At 56.9% G+C, this 20,531-nt stretch carries 14 protein-coding genes and 7 pseudogenes; 11 read left to right on the top strand and 10 right to left on the bottom strand.

Features of this window, described 5'->3' with window-relative positions; translation table 11 throughout:
• Positions 1 to 24 precede the first annotated feature (24 nt).
• Positions 25 to 1,022 (top strand): annotated as a pseudogene (thpD, locus tag FDY98_RS17325) (ectoine hydroxylase).
• A gap of 125 nt (positions 1,023 to 1,147) precedes the next feature.
• Positions 1,148 to 1,807: pseudogene (locus FDY98_RS17320) on the top strand (fumarylacetoacetate hydrolase family protein); the annotation flags it as partial.
• A 137-nt stretch (positions 1,808 to 1,944) separates the two neighbouring features.
• On the opposite strand, the gene FDY98_RS28480 reads toward FDY98_RS17320, so the two are convergent.
• Genes FDY98_RS28480 through FDY98_RS17305 form a run of 6 tightly spaced genes read right to left on the bottom strand, consistent with a single transcriptional unit; the run spans position 1,945 to position 4,831 of the window.
• Positions 1,945 to 2,352: a hypothetical protein gene (locus FDY98_RS28480; protein WP_340147020.1), complete on the bottom strand. Its 408-nt coding sequence runs from the start codon at positions 2,350 to 2,352 to the stop codon at positions 1,945 to 1,947.
• Positions 2,349 to 3,251, bottom strand: a complete 903-nt coding sequence (speA, locus tag FDY98_RS28475; protein WP_340147019.1) for a biosynthetic arginine decarboxylase — start codon at positions 3,249 to 3,251, stop codon at positions 2,349 to 2,351. The genes FDY98_RS28480 and speA overlap by 4 nt, the downstream gene beginning before the upstream one ends.
• Positions 3,161 to 3,607 (bottom strand): hypothetical protein, encoded by a 447-nt coding sequence (locus FDY98_RS28470; RefSeq protein ID WP_340147018.1) that lies wholly within the window; start codon positions 3,605 to 3,607, stop codon positions 3,161 to 3,163. Before FDY98_RS28470 ends, speA begins: the two co-directional genes overlap by 91 nt.
• 52 nt (positions 3,608 to 3,659) lie before the next feature.
• Positions 3,660 to 3,875, bottom strand: a complete 216-nt coding sequence (locus tag FDY98_RS28465) for a hypothetical protein (RefSeq protein WP_340147017.1) — start codon at positions 3,873 to 3,875, stop codon at positions 3,660 to 3,662.
• Complete coding sequence (locus FDY98_RS17310; protein ID WP_155706013.1) at positions 3,872 to 4,045, bottom strand: hypothetical protein; 174 nt, start codon at positions 4,043 to 4,045, stop codon at positions 3,872 to 3,874. The genes FDY98_RS28465 and FDY98_RS17310 overlap by 4 nt, the downstream gene beginning before the upstream one ends.
• Before the next feature lie 9 nt (positions 4,046 to 4,054).
• The gene (locus FDY98_RS17305; RefSeq protein ID WP_196518301.1) at positions 4,055 to 4,831 is read right to left on the bottom strand and encodes a phosphotransferase; all 777 of its coding nucleotides are present in this window, start codon (positions 4,829 to 4,831) and stop codon (positions 4,055 to 4,057) included.
• Between the two features lie 180 nt (positions 4,832 to 5,011).
• Between FDY98_RS17305 and polA the strand changes: the two are divergent.
• The 8 genes and pseudogenes from polA to FDY98_RS28455 all read left to right on the top strand — a co-directional run bounded on the left by polA (position 5,012) and on the right by FDY98_RS28455 (position 14,299).
• Positions 5,012 to 7,803, top strand: a pseudogene (polA, locus tag FDY98_RS17300) (DNA polymerase I).
• A 236-nt stretch (positions 7,804 to 8,039) separates the two neighbouring features.
• On the top strand, positions 8,040 to 9,611 hold the full coding sequence (locus tag FDY98_RS17295) for a cytochrome ubiquinol oxidase subunit I (RefSeq protein ID WP_035538401.1): 1,572 nt from the start codon (positions 8,040 to 8,042) through the stop codon (positions 9,609 to 9,611).
• A complete protein-coding gene (cydB, locus tag FDY98_RS17290) occupies positions 9,611 to 10,750 on the top strand; it encodes a cytochrome d ubiquinol oxidase subunit II (protein WP_027958856.1) in 1,140 nt (379 codons plus the stop codon). Before FDY98_RS17295 ends, cydB begins: the two co-directional genes overlap by 1 nt.
• 12 nt (positions 10,751 to 10,762) lie before the next feature.
• Positions 10,763 to 10,882: a cytochrome bd-I oxidase subunit CydX gene (gene cydX / locus FDY98_RS17285; protein WP_051052215.1), complete on the top strand. Its 120-nt coding sequence runs from the start codon at positions 10,763 to 10,765 to the stop codon at positions 10,880 to 10,882.
• Positions 10,866 to 11,162 (top strand): hypothetical protein, encoded by a 297-nt coding sequence (locus FDY98_RS28460; protein WP_340147016.1) that lies wholly within the window; start codon positions 10,866 to 10,868, stop codon positions 11,160 to 11,162. The genes cydX and FDY98_RS28460 overlap by 17 nt, the downstream gene beginning before the upstream one ends.
• Entirely contained in the window at positions 11,131 to 12,579 is a 1,449-nt protein-coding gene (gene cydD, locus FDY98_RS17280) for a thiol reductant ABC exporter subunit CydD (RefSeq protein WP_340147108.1), read from the top strand. Before FDY98_RS28460 ends, cydD begins: the two co-directional genes overlap by 32 nt.
• Positions 12,580 to 12,627: 48 nt before the next feature.
• On the top strand, positions 12,628 to 14,130 hold the full coding sequence (locus FDY98_RS17275) for an amino acid ABC transporter ATP-binding/permease protein (RefSeq protein ID WP_340147015.1): 1,503 nt from the start codon (positions 12,628 to 12,630) through the stop codon (positions 14,128 to 14,130).
• Positions 14,015 to 14,299 (top strand): ABC transporter ATP-binding protein, encoded by a 285-nt coding sequence (locus FDY98_RS28455; protein WP_340147014.1) that lies wholly within the window; start codon positions 14,015 to 14,017, stop codon positions 14,297 to 14,299. Before FDY98_RS17275 ends, FDY98_RS28455 begins: the two co-directional genes overlap by 116 nt.
• A gap of 100 nt (positions 14,300 to 14,399) precedes the next feature.
• On the opposite strand, the pseudogene FDY98_RS17270 reads toward FDY98_RS28455, so the two are convergent.
• Positions 14,400 to 15,424, bottom strand: a pseudogene (locus FDY98_RS17270) (Fe(3+) ABC transporter substrate-binding protein).
• 243 nt (positions 15,425 to 15,667) lie between these two features.
• Between FDY98_RS17270 and FDY98_RS17265 the strand changes: the two are divergent.
• Positions 15,668 to 16,782: pseudogene (locus FDY98_RS17265) on the top strand (ABC transporter ATP-binding protein).
• Between the two features lie 24 nt (positions 16,783 to 16,806).
• Here the strand turns inward: FDY98_RS17265 and FDY98_RS17260 are convergent.
• The 3 genes and pseudogenes from FDY98_RS17260 to FDY98_RS17250 all read right to left on the bottom strand — a co-directional run bounded on the left by FDY98_RS17260 (position 16,807) and on the right by FDY98_RS17250 (position 20,504).
• A pseudogene (locus FDY98_RS17260) lies at positions 16,807 to 18,490 on the bottom strand (ABC transporter permease).
• 177 nt (positions 18,491 to 18,667) lie between these two features.
• A pseudogene (locus tag FDY98_RS17255) lies at positions 18,668 to 20,004 on the bottom strand (TRAP transporter large permease).
• Positions 20,001 to 20,504: a TRAP transporter small permease subunit gene (locus FDY98_RS17250; protein ID WP_009288577.1), complete on the bottom strand. Its 504-nt coding sequence runs from the start codon at positions 20,502 to 20,504 to the stop codon at positions 20,001 to 20,003. The pseudogene FDY98_RS17255 and the gene FDY98_RS17250 overlap by 4 nt, the downstream one beginning before the upstream one ends.
• Positions 20,505 to 20,531 lie beyond the last annotated feature (27 nt).

Below are 20,531 nucleotides of genomic sequence, written 5' to 3'. Positions count from 1 at the left end.
CTAATCATACAAGGAGTGGATTAGATGACAGTCAAAAGCACACCACTAAATGCTGTAACCGCCCATAAGCAATATAGCGAAATGGCCGATACACCTAACGTTCACACTACTCAGGTTCAGTGCCAACAGGTACAGGATGCCTACCCGTCGCGCTTAGCCACACCCCCTGCACAGACCTGGCTGCCGCGCCAAGATGCGGTCGTTAAGGGCCGCCAGCTTTCTGGCCCGTTAAGCCAGGCGCAGCTTGATGAGTTTGAACGTAAAGGGTTTCTGTTTATTCCCAACCTCATTGAAGGCGCAGAGCTTGAGGAGCTGCGTCAGGAAATGAAGGCGCTGATGAGTAACGATAAGTATCTCAATCAAGACTTCAGCGTCACTGAGCCAGAGAGCCAGGAAATCCGCTCGCTATTTGCGGTGCACTTCCTCTCTGAGCGGTTGGGAAAGCTGGCCAGCGATGAGCGTGTCGCGGGCGCTGCTCGTCAAATCATAGGCGACGACCCTATGTGCATCAGTCGCGTATTAACTATAAGCCTGGATTTGCCGGTAAGGGCTTTAACTGGCACTCCGACTTTGAGACGTGGCACGCGGAAGATGGCATGCCTGCGATGCACGCGGTTAGCGCATCGCTGATCTTAACTGACAACCATGAGTTCAATGGTCCGTTGATGCTGATCCCCGGTTCGCACAAAAAGTTTGTACCGTGCGTGGGGGAAACACCGGAGGATAACCACAAAAGCTCGCTGAAAGCGCAGGAAGTGGGCGTGCCAAGCCCAGAGGCACTTACCGAGCTAGTGGCTGAACACGGTATTGAAGCGCCAAAAGGCAAGGCGGGTGGTTTGCTGCTGTTCGATTGCAATACGCTGCATGCTTCTAACGCCAACCTGTCGCCTGACCCGCGTAGCAACGTGTTCTTCGTGTTTAACCGCCAGGATAACCGTTGCCGGGCGCCTTATGCGGCGGCCAAGCGACGGCCTGATTTCCTGGCTCATAGCCCTGGTCAACAGGCTCAGCAATATCGCTAACGTGTAGTGGGGAAACAAATTCATGGCCGAAGGGTGTGGAACCTTCGTATAGGTGGGGTAAACTGTTGCGCCTGTCGTTGCGAAAGCGGCACGCATAATGAGAAGGAGAATACCCGCCATGCGTTTTTGTTCCACAGTTTACCGATGGCCAGGAGTTTCCCCACCCGCTGGGCAAGGTTGTCTGCATCGGCCGTAATTATGCCGACCATGCGAAAGAGCTGGATAATCCAGTTCCCACTGAGCCGCTGCTGTTCATAAAGCCATCGACCAGCGTTGTGGATCTAACCAAACCGTTGGATCCGCCGTTTTCACGCGGTGATGTGCATTATGAAGCCGAGCTTGCGCTGTTAGTGGGTGAAACGTTAACCCACGCCACCCTGGATGAGGCCGAGCGTGCGATTGTCGGTATCGGGTTGGCGATGGATTTAACGCTGCGTGATGTACAGACGAAGCTAAAAGAGAAAGGGCATCCCTGGGAAATTGCTAAAGCTTTTGATGGCGCTTGCCCGCTTTCGTCGTTTCTGCCGCTAAGCCGTGTTCCCAACTGGAACGCGCTGGCTTTCACGCTTGAGATTGATGGTGAAGAGCGCCAGCACGGTGAAGGCTCTGATATGATCTTCGCCATACCAACCTTGGTAGCCGAAATGAGCCGTCACTTCACTCTAGAGCCGGGCGATGTGATTTTGACCGGCACGCCATCAGGCGTTGGAGAGCTGGTTCGCGGTTCATCACTGCGTTTAACATTGACCGGTGGTTTGGTAGTTGAAACCAGCGTAGTCGAGTAGCGAAAAAAGCAGAGTATTGCTGGACAGTGTTGGATCGTGAAGAAGCACCACCCAAAAATCAGGGTGGCGCTTCTGTTTGGCGTAACCCAATACGTGCCATTCAGTACGGGCTATTCAAGACTGGTTTTCAAGATAGGTTATTCAAGATAGGTATAGCCTTCCAGACCTTCGCTTAAGCTCGCCGCAAAGCGCGCTTGCTCGTCGGCAGTAAAGCCGCTGGCGGCTAGCTGGTCGGTGAGCTTCTGCTTGAGCACATTGGCATTGAAGTTGACGTAGGCAAGCACCTGGGCCACCGAGTCCCCGGCCAGCGGGTTAGATAGTGTCCACTCGCCGTCGGCATTGAGCGCAGCATCAACGGAGTCGGTGTCGCCAAACAGGTTGTGTAGATCGCCAAGAATTTCCTGATAGGCGCCCACTAGAAAGAACCCTAGCCAGCGTTCATCGTCTGAAGCCCACTCGGGAAGCGGTAGGGTGCTCTCGACCCCCTGGCCGTCGACGTAGCTGTCGATGCGGCCGTCGGAGTCGCAGGTGATATCCTGAATCACTGCCCCCGGGTGGGCGCTTGATCCAGCCCGCTAAGGGGCAGTACCGGAAATATCTGCTCGATGCCCCAAACATCAGGCACCGACTGGAATAGCGAGAAGTTGACGAACAGTTTATCGGCGAGTTTCTCCGCCAGTTCATCCATGATTTCGCGATGGGCACGGTTACGAGTATCCAACTGAGTGCGCAGCCGTGTGCAGGCAGCCATATACACCCGCTCACCTTCAGCGCGGGCGGTAATGTTACTCAAACCCATCACAAAACGTTCCTGCAGTTCGCTAACCGCTTGAAGCAGATCGTGCCACGCTTCCACCAGCATGCGCGGCTCTTGGGCGGTCGCTAACTGCTCGAACACCCGCCACAGCAGCTCTACTTGGGCATCTTCTTGGCTCTCGCCTGCCGAATGCCGTTCAGGCGGCGTGTCGTCGATGCGCTCTTCGCCAATCACGTTAGTGATCAGCACCGCGTGGTGGGCAGTTAGCGCACGGCCGGATTCGCTAATGAGATGAGGCTGTGGCAGGTTCGCCTCTTGGCAGAGCTGGGCAAAGGCGCTGACGACGTTGCGGGCGTATTCACGCATCGAATAGTTAGCTGAGCAGAAGCTGCGCGAGCGAGTGCCTTCGTAATCGATACCCAGGCCGCCGCCTACATCGACGGTGTCAATCGGTGCACCCAACTGCATCAGGTTCTGGTAGAAGCGCGCGCACTCACGCAGACCGCGCTGAATATCGCGAATATTGGCGATCTGGGAACCCAGGTGGAAGTGCACCAGCTGCAGACTTTTCAGTGCCTCCTCGCGACGCAGAGTGTCTACCACCTCGAGAATTTGGCTGGCGGTGAGGCCGAACTTAGACTTTTCACCGCCGGTATTCTGCCATTTGCCCTTACCACACCGAGGCAAGGGCGGGCGCGCAGGCCAATACGCGGGGTAACATCCAGTTCTCGCGCCTCTTCCAAAATCAACTGCAGCTCGGAGAGCTTTTCGACCACCAAATAGACCTTGTGCCCGAGTTTTTCACCCAGCAGCGCCAAGCGCACATACTCGCGGTCTTTGTAACCGTTGCAGACGATCAGCGAGGAGCCGCCGTCAGACAAAGCCAGCACTGCCAGCAACTCGGGCTTGCTGCCGCGCTTCCAGACCCACACGGCCGTTGCCGCGCTCGCGGTGGCCAGAATCTCTTCGACTACTCTGCGCTGCTGGTTCACTTTAATCGGGTAAACGGCGGTGTAGCCGCCCTGGTAGTCGCAGTCGCTCATGGCGGCATCAAAAGCGCCACACAGCTGCTCCACCCGGTCGTGAAGAATATCGCTAAAGCGGTACCAGCACAGGCAGCCGCAGCCCAGCGCTCTGCAACTGGCGAACCAAGCCGCTCAGCGGTAGCGCCGGGCCTTCCGCATCACTACCCAGCGGCCGCACCAGGGCCTGACCTTGATCATCCACGTCGAAGTAACCACTACCCCATTGATCGATATTCCAGGTGCGCCGTGCGCGAAGGGCAGGGCTAGTCGTCGCCATCACACTCATGCAGAAACCTCAGGTAGCGGCAATGCACCGTGGGCAATGCGCGCAGTTAATATGGTTCGAAAACGTTCGGGGTCGTGAGGCGTCAAATCGTGGGCCGGGGGATCAACATAGACCACAGCAGGCGTGACAGCCAGTAGCGCAGCGCCGTCATGCGCAGCATGGTGGGCCACAGTTCCCGTTCATCCCGCCGTTAACGGCCGGCGCGTCAGGTAGGCGCTCAACAGCGTATTGTAGCGCTCAGCGTTGAGAGTGCCATCGTCGTTGGAGGCCCAGTCGTTGATCACAATCGCCAGATCAAACAGGAGATCCCCAGTGCAGCCATTATAAAAGTCGATAATACCGCCAAGCTGGTCACCCTCAAACAGGGTGTTGTCACGAAACAGATCACCGTGCAGGGCGCCTTGGGGCAGCTCACCGTGTCGCATAAAGGCGCTCTCGAAATCGTCGACTTCATCCTTCATCAACGTTTGATCCGCGGGGCTTAGGTAACTCAATACTTTATGGTGCATCACCTGCAGCCAGTTGAGATCCCGCGGGTTGGGGCGGTGGCCGGGAAACGCTTTGACACCACGTGCAGGTGACCCAAAGTATCGCCTAAGGCATGGCACTGGGCTACATTGGGCGCCTCGGGATGGCGGCCAGGCAGGCGCGGGAATAGCAACGCCGGCTTGCCCCTCCAGGCTATGCAGCGCGATACCTTCGCGGTCATGAATGGTGCCGGGCACCGGTAAGCGGTGCTCGTCCAAATAGTCCAGCAGTTCGACAAAGAACGGCAGTTCTGCGTGTTCGCCCTGTTCGAACAGGGTTAATACCAGTTGCGGCGGTCGGTAGTCACAAAAAAAGTCGAATTTTCGGTGCCGTTTCGCGACTCCCTTAAGGGAAACAAAACTGCCCACATCAAATTTTTCTAAAAACGCGGCGACCTGTGCGTCGCTAAGCGGAGTAAATACAGCCATGAGAGTCTCGCCCAGGTTGCTAAAGCCCATTATTGTAGCGGCTTGGTCGCTCAGTTGGCAGCGTTGTTGTGATAAAGAGTCGAGTTTGGCTCTACAGGCTGCCTGTGCAACGCGTATCATGTGAGGCACTCTTATTGGCAATTCTTTTTAAGCAATCTTATTTAACAATGGAACTTGGTTATGGCTCGCGCTCCGATCGTCCTCGTCGATGGCTCTTCCTATCTGTACCCGTGCCTTTCATGCGCTGCCGCCGCTAACGACCTCCAATGGTCAGCCAACGGGCGCGGTGAAAGGCGTGTTAAACATGCTCAAACGGCTGATTAAGGATTATCCCGAAAGCCCCATGGCGGTGGTGTTTGACGCGCCGGGCAAAACCTTCCGTGATGAGCTGTACAGCGACTATAAAGCGCACCGCCCGCCGATGCCCGATGACCTACGCAGCCAGATCGCTCCGCTGCACGCCTGCGTGAAGGCGCTGGGCCTGCCGCTGCTTTGCGTTGACGGCGTAGAGGCGGACGATGTGATTGGCACCCTGGCCCATCACGCCACCCAGGCGGGCCGCGATGCAGTGATCTCCACCGGCGATAAGGATATGGCGCAACTGGTTAATGCCCATATCACCCTGGTGAACACCATGAAGGATGAAAACCCTGGATGAGGCGGGCGTAGAAGAAAAATTCGGCCTGCCGCCCGCATTGATTATCGATTTTCTCGCTCTGATGGGTGACAAGGTCGATAACATTCCCGGTGTGCCCGGCGTGGGTGAGAAGACCGCTATTGGCCTGCTGCAAGGCATGGGCGGTGGGCTGGAGACCATTTATGGCGACTTAGAACGAGTGAAAACGCTCACTTTCCGGGGCGCCAAAACTCTGCCCAAGAAGCTTGAAGAGCATCGCGATCAGGCGTTTCTCTCCTATCAGCTGGCCACCATTAAAGTCGACTGCGAGTTGCCGGTGGGCTTGGATGATTTGGATATTGCCCATCCGGATCGCGAAGCGCTGGTCACCCTGTATAAAGAGATGGAATTCCGCCAGTGGCTGGGCGAGCTGCTGGAAGGCAAAGACGAAGGCGTGGATGACGTTAAAGGCGGCGAGCCTGCGCCCGTAAGCGCTGAAGAAGGTGGTAGCGAGTCCGAGGGGGCGAGCACTTCTGTGCAAGCCTCTGTTCGTGAAGATCAGGTCATCCTCGAACAGGCAGACTTCGAGCGCTGGCTGGATCGGCTGCAAAACGCCGAGCGCTTCTGTTTCGATCTGGAAACCACCAGCCTTAATTACATGGATGCGGAAATTGTTGGCGTTGGCTTGTCGCTGGAAGTGGGTGAGGCGGCCTATATTCCGCTTGCCCACGACTATCTGGATGCTCCACAGCAGCTTGACCGCAAGGCGGTCCTGGCGGCGCTAAAACCGCTGCTGGAAGACCCGACCAAAACCAAGATTGGTCAAAACCTCAAGTACGATATTTCGGTGCTAGCCAACTATGCGATTTCCGTGGCAGGCCCTTTTGCCGACACCATGCTGGCCTCCTATGTGCTCAACTCCACCGCCACCCGCCACGATATGGATTCGCTGGCGCTCAAGTATCTGGGTGAAAAGACCATCACCTTTGAAGAGATTGCCGGTAAGGGCGCCAAGCAGTTGACGTTTAATCAGATTGCCCTGGAGCAGGCTGCGCCTTACGCCTGTGAAGATGTCGATATCACACTAAGGCTGCAGCAAACGCTTCGCCCCATGGTCGAAAACGAAGGGCGCCTGGCGGAAGTGCTGGATCATATCGAGCTGCCGCTGATCAAAGTGCTCTCGCGCATCGAGCGCAACGGTGTCGCCGTGGATGCTGAGCTACTGCACAAACAGAGCCAACAGTTAGAGCAGCGCATTGGCGAATTAGAACGCGAGGCGTTTGAACTGGCCGGGCGCGAATTTAATCTCGGCTCACCCAAGCAGTTAGGGCAGATTCTGTTTGAAGAGCAGAAAATTCCGGTGCTCAAGAAAACCCCTAAAGGCGCACCTTCTACCGCGGAAGGTGTGCTGGAAGAGTTGGCGCTGGATTACCCGCTGCCCAAGGTGATTATGCAGCACCGGGGGCTGGCCAAGCTGAAGTCCACCTACACCGATAAGCTACCGCGTCTGCTCAATAAAGCCACTGGCCGGGTACACACCAGCTATCATCAGGCGGTCACTGCGACCGGGCGACTGTCGTCGTCGGATCCCAACTTACAAAACATTCCCATCCGTACCGAAGAGGGGCGCAAAATTCGTCAGGCATTTATTGCCCGCCCTGGCTACCGTATTGTCGCCGCCGATTACTCGCAAATTGAGCTGCGCATTATGGCGCATTTATCTGAAGATAAAGGGCTGCTGGAAGCGTTTGCCGAAGGGCGTGATATTCACACCGCCACGGCGGCAGAAGTCTTCGGCACCTCTCTTGAGAAGGTCTCTGGCGATCAGCGCCGCAGCGCCAAAGCGATTAACTTCGGCTTGATCTACGGCATGAGTGCCTGGGGGTTGTCGCGTCAGTTGCATATCGAGCGCAACCAGGCGCAAACCTACATTGATCGTTACTTTGACCGCTATCCCGGCGTGGCCCGCTATATGGAGCGTATTCGCTCCCAGGCAGCTGAAGATGGCTTTGTCGAAACCGTGCTGGGTCGGCGGCTCTACCTACCGGAAATTCAGTCGCAAAACCGCAACCGCCGCCAAGGCGCTGAGCGCACCGCGATTAACGCGCCGATGCAGGGCACTGCCGCCGATATTATCAAGCAGGCGATGATCAATGTGGATGCGTGGCTAGCGGAAGGCGAGTTCGATGCGCTGATGGTGATGCAGGTGCACGATGAACTGGTGTTTGAAGTCGCCGAGAAGCAGGTCGAGGCCTTTATCGAGCAGGTACAAAAGCGTATGCAGGGCGCAGCTGAGCTAAAAGTACCGCTGATTGTAGAAGCGGAGAGCGGTGCCAATTGGGATGAGGCGCACTAATGCCTACTACCAACACCGCAAGCCTCGTTCGTTTACGCCTGCGTCTCTGAATGAGGAAGGGGGTGGATGGCATATTGTCGCAACAGTGCAATGCTTAAGTAAGGAATTGATCAAGATCAAATTGTTGGCTCGGGTGGAGGAATAGCCTATACACATCGCTTTGCCTGGGTTAGCACCTGTCTGTGGTTTCCCGGTGGGGCGAAAGGTGTGTTTAAGCTATCCATCGGGAGTCACTCATGGACATTGTTGAATTATCCAGGTTGCAGTTCGCCTTTACGGCGATGGTGCATTTCCTGTTTGTACCCTTAACGCTAGGGCTGTCGATACTTCTGGCGATCATGGAGTCGGTCTATGTCATGACCGGTAAAACCATTTATCGTCAGATGACCAAATTCTGGGGCAAGCTGTTTGGTATTAACTTTGCGTTAGGGGTAACGACCGGTATCGCCATGGAGTTCCAGTTCGGCACTAACTGGTCGTACTACTCTCACTATGTCGGCGATATTTTCGGAGCGCCCCTGGCGATAGAAGCCTTGATGGCGTTCTTCCTTGAGTCGACGCTGGTCGGGCTATTCTTCTTCGGCTGGGATCGCCTGTCAAAAGAGAAGCACCTGGCGGTTACCTGGCTCATGGCCTTGGCGACCAATATGTCAGCCCTGTGGATTCTGGTAGCCAATGGCTGGATGCAGCACCCCGTAGGGTCGGAGCTCAACCTAGCCACCATGCGTATGGAGTTGGTCAGCTTTGCAGAGGTGCTGCTCAACCCCGTCGCCCAAGTCAAATTTGTGCATACCGTGTCAGCGGGGTACGTCACCGGGGCGATTTTCGTGTTGGCGATTTCAAGCTGGTACCTGCTCAAGGGGCGTGAGATTGCCTTTGCGCGGCGCAGCTTTGCGATTGCTTCTGCCTTCGGGTTGGCCAGCGCGCTATCGGTCATTGTACTGGGCGATGAGTCTGGCTATGAGCTGGGGGATGTGCAGAAGGTCAAGCTGGCCGCCATCGAAGCAGAGTGGCAAACCCATCCCGCACCTGCGGCTTTCACGCTATTTGGGCTCCCCAACGAGGCGGAACAGCACACCGACTTTGCCATCCGCATACCTGGTGTGATGGGCTTGATCGCCACGCGCTCGCTGAATACCGAAGTGATGGGTATTCGAGAGCTTAAGGAAGAGCACCGCGAGCGCATCGTCAATGGCCAGGAGGCTTACGCTCTCATGCAGCGCCTGCGCAGTGATGAAGAGCGCGAAGGGGATATGGCTCGGTTCGAGGAAGTACGCAGCGATCTTGGTTATGGGCTACTGCTCAGTGCCTATAGCGACGATGTAGCCAATGCGACCACAGCCGAAATTGATCAAGCCGTTGAAGCGTCGATTCCCAAGGTTTGGCCGCTTTTCTGGTCTTTTCGGGCCATGGTCGCCGCGGGCTTTAGCATGCTGTTGCTGTTTGCGCTGGCCTTCTGGCATAGCGTACGTCGTCAGCCAGAGAAGTCCCGGTGGCTACTTCGCTTCGCGCTGTTCAGCCTACCGCTGCCTTGGATTGCCTGTGAGGCGGGCTGGTTCGTGGCCGAATATGGGCGTCAGCCGTGGGCAATCGGCGAGATACTGCCGGTTCACTTGGCCATTTCCAGCCTGACGGCTGAGCAGGTGCTGTTTACCCTGATTTCTATTGGCGTCCTCTACACCACCTTCGTCATCATCGAAATGTGGCTGATGCAACACTTTGCCCGCAAAGGGCCCTCCGGTAGCGGTTATCTGGATGATGACGCTGAGTCTGACTATCCAATTTCAACCCCAGCACGGGAGGCATGATGATGGACTACGAAACCCTTAGGTTTGTCTGGTGGGTGCTGATCGGCGTGCTATTGGTGGGCTTCGCGGTCACCGATGGTTTTGATATGGGCGTTGCCGCCTTGCTCAACGTGGTCGGGCGCGGCGATGAGGAGCGCCGGGTGATGATCAACTCCATGGCGCCTCATTGGGACGGTAATCAGGTCTGGCTGGTCACCGCAGGGGGCGCACTGTTTGCTGCTTGGCCTCCGGTTTACGCAACAGCCTTCAATGGCTTCTATCTCGCCTTGATGCTGACGCTATTTGCGCTTTTTCTTCGCCCCCTGGCGTTCGATTATCGCTCCAAGTTGGAAAATCCCACATGGCGCCGTCGTTGGGATTGGGGGTTGACGATCGGCTCCGCCGTTCCCGCGCTGATCTTTGGTGTCGCTTTTGGCAATCTCTTGCAAGGCGTCCCCTTCCAGTTCGATGACTATCTGCGCCTGGAGTATCAGGGCGGCTTGCTGGGCCTATTGAACCCCTTTGCGCTATTGGCCGGGCTGTTGAGCCTGCTGATGTTCGTCACTCACGGAGCGGCTTGGTTGCAGCTTAAAACCGAGGGCGAACTGCGCAGCCGTAGTGCGGCCATCGGCAGCCTGACAGCACTGATATGCGCGGCACTGTTCGTGCTGGGTGGGGTGTGGCTGCTCCTGGGCGTTGATGGCTACCAAGTGACTAGCGTAATCGACACCCAAGGGTACAACGATACTACCGGTAAAATCGTGGCGGTCAGTGCTGGCGGCTGGATGACCAACTACAGCCGCTTCCCGCTGTTGTGGCTACTGCCAATACTGGGCGTCTTAGGTTTTGTGCTCTGCGCGCTGACCATGAAGCTGGGACGCCATGCGCTGGCATTTACCAGTTCGGCTGTCGCCATGGCGATGGTGGTGGTCACAACGGGCGTTACGATGTTTCCCTTCGTGATGCCGTCGTCGCTGAACCCCAACCATAGTCTGACCATGTGGGATGCCACGGCGAGCGAGTTGACGCTCAAGATCATGTTTGTGGTGGTGTGTGTTTTCGTGCCGTTGGTGCTGCTGTATACCGCCTGGAGTTACTGGGTCATGCGTGGACGCCTGAACGAGCAGTTTATTCGTGATAACGACAAAGCGCTTTACTGAGGAGGGTATCGTATGTGGTATTTCGCCTGGATTTTGGGTGTCACGCTGGCGGCCACCGTCAGCATTCTTAACGCCATGTGGCTTGAAGTGAATGGCTATGAAGGCGAATCCGAGCATGAGCGGAGCGACTGAAGCCAATGACCCGCGGCAGCGGCTGAACCGCTGCCTTGCCCCACAACGCTGGTGGTTGCGGGGCGCCACGCTGCTAGCGATGATCGGCGTGGTATTGCTGATTGCCCAGAGTTGGCTGTTGGCCACTATTTTTCACCATTGGTTACTGCTTTGGCAGGGTAGGGAGTCGCCGGGCCATCCGACGGTTTGGCTAGCAGGGCTGGCCATTTGCATGGTGCTACGCCCTTTTCTCCGCTGGCCGGGAATGGCTGTCTCGTCAGGCCAGCCTGCGTGCTCGTGACGCCTTACGCAGCCAGTTATTAACGCAGCTTGGCCACCTTGGGCCGGTTAGGCGCCAATTTGGCAGTGATGGCGCCTTGGCCACTCAGGTGCTGGAGCAGGTGGATGCCTTGGACGGCTACGTTAGCCGCTATCGGGTACAGAGCTTGCTGGCGGTACTAGTGCCCTGCCTGATAGCGGCGGTGGTAGCGTTTTATAGCCCGCTGGCCGCGGGATTGATGCTAATGACCGCGCCGTTGGTGCCACTATTTATGATCCTGGTGGGACGTGCTGCTGCGGGTGCCAGTCAGCAGCAGTTCGTCGCCCTGGCGCGTATGGGGGGCCGCTTCCTCGACCTGGTTCGTGGGATGGCGACGCTACAGCGCATGGGAGCAACTGACCAAGCAGAGACCAAGGTCGCCCAGGCGAGTGACGCCTACCGTGGGCGTACTATGCGGGTGCTTAGACTTGCCTTTCTATCCAGCGCGGTGCTGGAGTTTTTTGCCGCGTTGGCGATTGCCTTGGTGGCGCTTTATCTTGGCTTAGGGCTGCTTGGCCTGTTGCCCTGGGCGAAAGCAGAGGTGCCGGTGCCCTATCAGGGGGCACTGTTTATTTTACTGCTGGCGCCCGAGTTCTATGCGCCGCTTCGCCAATTGGGCACAGACTATCATGCCCGTGCGGAAGCAATCGGTGCCATGCAGGCGTTGACGCCTCTGCTGGAAGCTGGCACCTGGCAGCCTCAAGAGGCACCGCTACCCCCAGCAGCGATAAACGTCGAGTCTTTCACCGTGGAGTGTAACGAGCTGAGTGTTCGGGGTGAAGGCGGTCGACTTCGCCTGGCGCCGCTTAACCTCACGCTGGCTGCGGGAGAAAGGGTATTGGTACAGGGCGAAAGCGGAGTGGGCAAGTCGAGCCTTTTGCATGCGTTGTTGGGATTTAGCGCTTACCAGGGCAGCCTGAAGGCGAAGGGTTGCGAACTTGCCCAGTGGCCCCGCACCACCTGGCAACGCCAGCTTGGCTACCTCAGCCAGCAACCACCGATCCAGTCCGGCAGCATTGCAGATAACCTGCGTTTGGCGGCCCCGGATAAAACAGATCAAGAGCTTATTGAGGTTCTGACCCTGGTTGGCCTGTGGCCGATTCTGCTTCGCGGTAATGGGCTTGCCACGCAGCTGGGCGAGCGCGGACAGGGACTCTCCGGTGGCCAGCTGCAACGTTTGGGATTGGCGCAGTTGCTGCTTCGTGATGCAGCGCTATGGCTATTCGATGAGCCCACGGCCCACCTTGATCCGGATGCTGCCTGGCAACTCAATGCATTGATCGGAAAGCTTAGCCGCGGGCGTAGCGTGCTTATCGTCAGTCACGAGTCGGCGGGCCTGGAGTGGGTCGATCGGCAAATTGAGCTGTCATCGAAAGAGGTCATGACATGCTGCGATTAAACAAGACCCCCTCTGTAGAACAACCCTCCCACTATCCGGCTGCGTGATTTGCTGTTGCTTCGGCGTGGCGGCTGGTCGCTGGCGTTCTTGCTAGGCGCCGCCACGCTGCTGGCTGTGATTGGCTTGCTGGCTATCTCGGGTTGGTTTATTACCGCGGCGGCGGTTGCCGGTACGATGACGGCGACCGCCTTCGGTTTCGACTATTTTCGCCCCGCAGCGCTGATTCGTCTGTGCGCCATTGTGCGCACGGCCGGGCGCTACGGTGAACGCCTAGCGTCCCATGATGCCGCGCTAGGGTTGCTGAAGGATCTGCGTTGTCGATTGTTCATGGCATTGGGGAAAAAGCCATTACTGCAGGCGGCTTCCAGTCCTTCTCACCACGGCACGGCCAACGCTATGCATCGCCTTGTGACCGATATAGACCAGCTTGATCAGGTGGTATTACGGGCGCTCCTGCCCTGGGGCTGGGCCGGGCTAATGGTGGTGGTTGTCATGGCAGGGCTTTACTGGCTCAGTGGCACCCTGATGTGGGCTGCTTTGCCGGGAGTGCTGTTAGCCTGGCTGGGGTTGCCGTTACTGGCGTTATGGCGTGGTATTGATCAGGCACGCCAGAGTGCCGAACTTGCTGAGCGTCGTCGGGTGGCACTGATTGAGCCCTTGGCAGCCATTACCTCATTAGTGCTGTGGGGGCGATGGCCAGAGATGGCCCAACGAGTGAAAAAATGGGACGCCGACTACTTGGCGCATCAGGAGCGCCAGCAACTGCTTGCCAGCCTGACCACCGCGTTGCAGCAGGTGGCGCTGGGAGCTGCCATCGTTAGTGTGCTATGGCAGGCAGAAGCACTGTTAGCGGCCAGCCATTTGACGGTGCCAATGCTGTTAGCCGCCGTCTTGGCGATCCTGGCATTAGGGGAAATATTGGCACCACTGACCCATAGTTTTCTTGCCTTGGGCGCGAGCCTTGCCGCACGGAGTCGCCTCAATGCCCTGTCGGAAGGGGCGCCGAGGGCGCTAGCCGCTATTGAGGAGGTTGAAATCACACCGCCCAGCTGGCAACTAAATGTCAGCCAATTAACAGCACGCCTGCCTGGAGCACTGGTGGGGCCGCAACGTATCAACCTGGCGTTGAAGAGCGGTGAAATACTCTGTTTACGTGGCCCCTCGGGGTGTGGCAAATCGACCTTGTTGCAGGTATTGGCCGGCGAGTTGCTGCCGCTGTCCGGGGAGTGTTGCCTTAATGGTTATCCCATTGAGCAGTGGTCAATGCACAACGCCGTCGGCTATCTGCCCCAACAGTGGGATTTGTTTGACATGAGTCTGGCGGAAAATCTACGCCTTGGTGCCCGTCATGCCGGTGATAGTGAGCTGTGGAGCGTTCTTGATGATTTGGCGCTAGGCACCTGGGCGCGAGGGTTCCCCAGGGGCTTGAGACACCTTGGGCGAGTATGGAGCAGCCGTCTCTGGAGGTCAGGCGAGACGTATCGCCCTGGGGCGGGTGCTGCTGGCGCGACGGCCCATTCTGCTGCTCGACGAGCCGTTAGCCGGGCTTGACGCGGTAACTCGGCGTCATGTCGTCACCAGCCTTGTGCGCCGCGCACAGCATGGGATTCTGGTTATTTCCAGCCACGTGCCATTAGAGCTGCCTGAAAGTCAGGTGCGTACCCTCTATATGCAGGAAGATGGTCGTCCCGGCGCTTTCCGCCAGTGCCAGCATGTTTAGAAGCGCTATAACGCAAAACACCCGCAGCTGCGGGTGTTTCTAGCCTCTACTTAGGTGGTTTTTGCCTAGCGAGGTTCTTCCTTCAATGCGGGCAGGGGGCTTAACGCCAGCCGACGCGATCAAAAATGCGGATCGCTTCAGGGTTGTTTTCACCTAGCACGCTGATGTTCACGTCATCCGTTTTGAAGTTGCCCCAGGATTCCAGCACCGGGTCTTTCTTGATGCCGTCAACTACCGGGAACTCATTGTTGCCGGAGGCGAAAATTTCCTGAGCAGTGTCGGAAGACAGGTATTCGAGGAAGCGAATGGCGTTTTCGCGGTTAGGCGCACCTTCCACCACACCGGCTCCGCCAACGTTCACGTGAGTGCCGCGGTCATCCTGGTTGGGGAAAATAATACCCACTTTGCGAGCCGCTTCACGCTCGGCGTCGTCGTCGGATTTTAGCAGGCGAACATAGTAGTAGTGGTTAGCCACAGCGATGTCACACTCGCCGCTGGCCACGCCCAGAATCTGGTCGGTATCGCCACTTCCGGATCCCGCGCCATGTTATTGACCACGCCTTGGGCCCACTCTTCAGCACCCTCTTCACCGTGGTGCTCGATCATTGCGGCCAGCAGCGACTGGTTGTAAATGTTGTTGGAAGAGCGAATGCACACCTTGCCTTCAAACTGCGGGTCGGCAAGGTCTTCGTAGCTAGTGATCTGGCTCGGATCGAAGTTTTCACGGTTATAGAAAATAACCCGTGCGCGCTGACTAAAACCGAACCACAGGCCGTCAGGGTGGCGCATGGCTTCGGGCAGGCGCTCGTTGAGAACGTCCGACTCGACGCTTTGGAAGATGCCTTCATCTTCAGCGCGCCAGAGGCGGCCAGCATCGACGGTGAGCATGATGTCTGCAGGGCTGGCCACACCTTCGCGCTGAATGCGCTCGATCAGCTGATCGGAGTCGCCTTCAAGGATGTTGACTTCGATGCCTGTCTCTTCGGTGAACGCATCGTAGAGGCGCTCGTCAGAGTCGTAGTGGCGTGCGGAGTAAAGGTTGAGCTCGTCTGCCACGACCTGACCGGCAAACGTAGCGCCCACCATCATCGCTGCCATCGGAGCAACAAAGCGTACGGTTTTCATCAAGCACATCCTTATTTATTGAATGATAATAAGTTACATTATTAACATTGTTATTGAAGCGTTTCGTATGCCTTCAGTCAAGAGCAAATGCCTACCCAAAAGGTGGTACGTGCATATCGGGGCAATTAAAAATAGAATGCAAACAACTTTCAAATGTACTGAATCCGCGTTTAGTCTTTTAGAGGTGCGGTTTGCTCACCTGGAAAGTGCTATTCAGACAGTGCTAATTAATAGCGGTGATTTATGACGGCAACTCTAAAGGTAACTGAAAGAAGGGCTGCTGAGGAAGCGCCCGGCTCTTCGGCGTTAACCCTGCGTAATGTACGCCACGCTTATGATGGCCATACGGTCGTAAAAGGGGTGGATTTAAGCGTTGCTCCAGGCGAGGTGGTCTGCCTATTGGGGCCCTCTGGTTGTGGCAAAACAACGCTGCTGCGTATCGCTGCGGGCCTTGAAGTACTGCAAGAGGGCAGCGTTTACTTGGAGGATATTTATATTGCAGGCCCGGGTCAGCGTCACGTGCCGCCGGAGAAACGCAATGTCGGGCTGGCGTTTCAAGACTCGGCACTTTTCCCCCACTTAACCGTTTTGGAAAATGTCACCTTTGGGCTTAAACATTTAGCTTCTCGCGAGCGTCGGGAGCGGGCGGCCAAACTGCTTGAGCAGTTGGGTATGGCTGCGTATATCGATGTTTACCCGCATATGCTTTCAGGGGGGCAGCAGCAGCGGGTGGCCTGGCACGGGCGCTGGCGCCATCTCCGCGCTTAATGCTGTTGGATGAACCGTTTTCAAGCCTTGATGCGCGGCTGCGAGACCGAATCCGCGACGATACGCTGCACGTGCTTAAAAAAGTCGGCGCGGCGACGTTGCTGGTGACCCATGACCCCGAAGAGGCCATGTTTATGGCCGATCGCATCGCGCTAATGCGGGATGGCCGGATCGTGCAAACGGGAACGCCGCGAGAGCTTTACTGTTCACCTCAAGACCCTTTTGTCGTGACCTTTTTTGGCGACGTCAATGAACTACAGGGCAAGGTGCATAACGGCGCGGTTAACACGCCGTGGGGCGGGTGCCGGCCGGTGGGCTAGCGGAAGGCAGCGACGCCCAGGTCATGATTCGCCCTGAGGCGCTGCGTATTGTTGAGCGTGAACTGCCTGCGGATGAGCACCGCCATAGCCATGTGGTAATGGCGAAGCTGCTGGGGCGCACCAGCCTGCTACACCTGTGTGCCCATGGTAAACGGCCTTGAGGCCCACCTGCACGCCCGCGTACCTGGGGTGTTTTTACCCGCGGAGGGGCAGCCGGTGGATATTCACCTCGACCTTTCACAGGTATTTGTTTTTCCCCTTGTGGCCTAGCAATTAGTGCTTGGCATTTAGCTTTTACGACTGAGCGCCGGGACGTGAGCGGCGCATGGCCATGCTAAGCAGAATGACCGGCAGGATGCCCACTACCACAATTGCCAATGACGAGGTCGATGCTTCGGCCAATCGCTCGTCAGAGGCGAGATTATGCGCCCGCACGGCCAGGGTGTCGAAGTTGAAGGGGCGCAATAATCGTCGCGGGCAGTTCCTTCATGACGTCAACGAAGACTAAAATTCCCGCCGCCAACAGGCTGCTGCGCATCATTGGTGTATGAATGTGGCGCAGCGTGCCCCCTGCCGTTTGACCCAGGGTGCGCGAGGCGGCGTCCATGCTGGGGGTTACTTTGCCTAAGCTCGCCTCAACGGCATTGAACGAGACAGCTAGAAAACGCACGACATAGGCGTATAACAAAATAAACGCCGACCCACTGAAGACCAGGCCAACGATGTAGCCATAGTGATTATTCAGCCAGGTGTTGAGGGCGTTATCCAACCAGGCAAACGGAATCAGAATACCCACCGCGACTACCGAACCGGGAATCGCGTAGCCCATAGAGGCTACGCGAGAAGCCACCCGCGCAAACGTCGTATCGTGCATGCGTACGCCGTAGCTCAGCACAACGGCCAAGCCCACGGCGATTAGCGCAGCCACTGTTGCCAACCCCAGACTGTTCCAGGCGTAGCCAATAAAGCGCGAGCCCCAGAGCGAATCGCCCCCTTGCAGGGCTAGATTGAGCAGAATGCCGCTGGGCAGTAAAAAACCCACCAGCACCGGCACCAAGCAGGCTAGTGTCGCCGCAGCAGCGCGCCAGCCGTGCAGCGCGTACTCGGGCAACTGCTGATAGCGATTGGTGGTGTGGAAGTAGCGGCGCTTACCCCGTGACCAGCGCTCCAGCAGCACTAGCACATCACGAAGGTGAGCAGGCACGCCGCCAGCTGTGCTGCCGCTACCTGTTCACCCATGCCAAACCAGGTGCGGTAGATGCCGGTGGTAAAGGTATCCACGCCGAAAGAACTGAACCGCCCCAAACTCGTTAAGTGTTTCCATCAGCACCAGCGATACCCCACCCACCAGTGCCGGGCGTGCCAACGGTACGGCGATACTGGCAAACAGTTTCCAGGGGCCGCGGCCAAGAGTGCGGCCCACATCCAGCACGCAGACCGACTGCTCTAAAAACGAGGCGCGGGCCAGCAGGTAGACATAGGGGTAAAGCACCAGGGTAATCACCGTCGCGGCGCCACCAAGGGAGCGAATATTGGGAAAGTAGTAGTCGCCATACTCCCAGCCAAATGTCTCGCGTAGCAGGCTTTGTAACGGCCCGGCAAATTGGAGAAAGTCGGTGTAAGCGTAGGCGATAACGTAGGTGGGTACTGCTAACGGCAGCAGTAGCGCCCACTCGAATAGTCGCTTGCCGGGAAAGCGGCACATGACCACCAGCCAGGCCGTCCCGGTACCGATGATAAGCGTGCCGAGTCCTACGGTCACAACGAGCCAGAAGGTGTTGTTCAAATAGCGGCCAAGTACGGTGCTGGCCAAGTGTTGCCAAACGCCATCGGTGGGCATTGCGATATGGGCAAACACCACCAGCACAGGCAGCGCCACGACGAATGCCACTGCTATCAGGGCAATCGACCAGGGGCTAGCGCGACGGCTAAGTGAAGAGGAGAAGGCGAATAGCCCGCGATAGCCGGATCTGAACAAACGAACACTCCTTGCAGCAGCGTAAAGTGGCGCAGCGCACTTAATGCGAAATAGTGACGGGCGTGAATAGTAGCACTGGCGCTGCGCTGCTGCAGCTTTGCAGGCGGGTAGGTGGTGCAAAAAAGCCCGCCGAAGCGGGCCATAATGGTTGGACGTTAAGCTTTAAGTTCAGAGGGCCTAGTAACCGCCCAACAGCATTCTAGGCAGGCCGGTAATCAACCATGGGAAGAACGCCATTAGCGTACAAGCCAGCAGAATCAAGGCGACGAAAGGCACGACCGCTTTGTACAGATCGACGATTTCGACCCCAGGTGGTGCCACGCCTTTTAAGTAGAACAGCGCATAGCCAAAGGGCGGGGTCAGGAACGATGTCTGCAGTACTACCGCCACCATCACCACGAACCAGAGCATATCCACGCCCATGGTTTCGACGATGGGCAGCATGATCGGGAAGCTCAGTAGTACGATGCCGGTCCAATCCAGGAACATGCCCAGGATAAATACCAGGAACAGCATCAGGATCAGTGCCCCAATGGTGCCGCCAGGCATTGCCAGCACAAGGTCGCTAATCACGGTCATGCCGCCACCACGCGAGAACACACCGGTAAAGGCCGTGGCACCGACGAGTACCAGCATGACCATGGTGGTGGTCTTGCCCGCCTCTATCATCGTCCAGAAGCAGGTGCTGATTTTGCGGTCGCCGAAGATCATAAACAGGATAAAGGCGATAAAGACGCCGATAGCGGATGCTTCAGTGGCGGTGGCGACGCCGGTAAATAACGCGCCCAGCACGCCCAGGATCAACGACATGGGGGGAAGCACATACTTCGCCAGCATGATCAGCAGTTGTTTAGTGCTGACTTCGGCGCGTTTTCGGCTGGTACCTTAGGGCCATAGTGCGGTTTGATGTAGCAGATGATCAGTACGTAGAGTGCATACATGACCCCAAGTAGCAGGCCGGGAATCAGCGCGCCTGCAAACAGTGCGCCCACGGAAACCGGTGAGTAGCTGGCCATCAGAATGAGCATGATGCTGGGCGGAATCAAGATGCCTAAGCAACCGCTGGCCATAATAACGCCTGCGCTCAGCTCTTTGTTGTAGCCATACTTGAGCATCGGCACCAGGGCAATCATGCCCATTACCGCAATTGAAGCGCCAACAATACCGGTGGTAGCCGCTAGCAGCACCGACACAATGACCACGGTAAGCGCCAAGCCACCGCGCAGGTTGGCCAGCAATAGGCGCATGGCGTCAAACATCTTCTCAGTAACACCGGAATCGTTTAAGAACCTCGCCATCAATATGAATAGCGGTATCGCGACCAGGACATAGTTATCCATGGCGTTACCGAAAATATTGTTGATCAGGGTGCCGAGAATGCGCTCGCCGGGGCCAAGAAAGGCACCGATAACGGCTACACCGCCTAGCACAAACGCCAACGGGTGGCCCATAAACAGCCCCACCATCAGGCCGCCAAACATCACCAGCGTGAGTACTTCAGGACTTAGGTTCATGCTGATGCCTCCTCACGAAGCTGCATGATGGCACGCAGCACAATGGCAATTGCCTGCAGCAGAATCAGGATAGCGGCCACCACAATCACCCCTTTGATCGGGTAGACCGGGATTGAGACCATGCCATAGGTGGTTTCACCGCGGCTCCAGGCGCGTTCAAAGAAGCTCCAGCCCAGGGTGATCAGCATCCAGATAAAGGGGACAAAGAAAATCAGGTAACCAAGCAATTCCAGCACCGCTTGCTTTTTGCGCGACAGCAGACGTTTTAATATATCGACTTCCACGTGGGCATGATGTTTGAGCCCATAGGCCGCCATTAGCATAAAGTGGGCGCCAAACAGCATTTTGGTCACGTCAAATGCCCAGTCGCTAGGGCGCCCAAACAGAAAGCGTGACGCAATATCGTAAAGAACAATCAGGGTAATGATGGCAATCAATGGAGCGATGACACGCCCAAAAGCTTCATTGATGGCATCGATCGCCTTGGCAATCGCATTCATGGAAGATCTCCGCGGTCAGCACAAAAA

The sequence above is a fragment of the Halomonas sp. PA16-9 genome (assembly GCF_009728585.1).
Classification (GTDB): Bacteria; Pseudomonadota; Gammaproteobacteria; order Pseudomonadales; family Halomonadaceae; genus Vreelandella; species Vreelandella titanicae.
The sequence above is the reverse complement of the archived record's forward strand: the minus strand, read 5'-3'. Positions and strand labels throughout refer to the sequence as shown.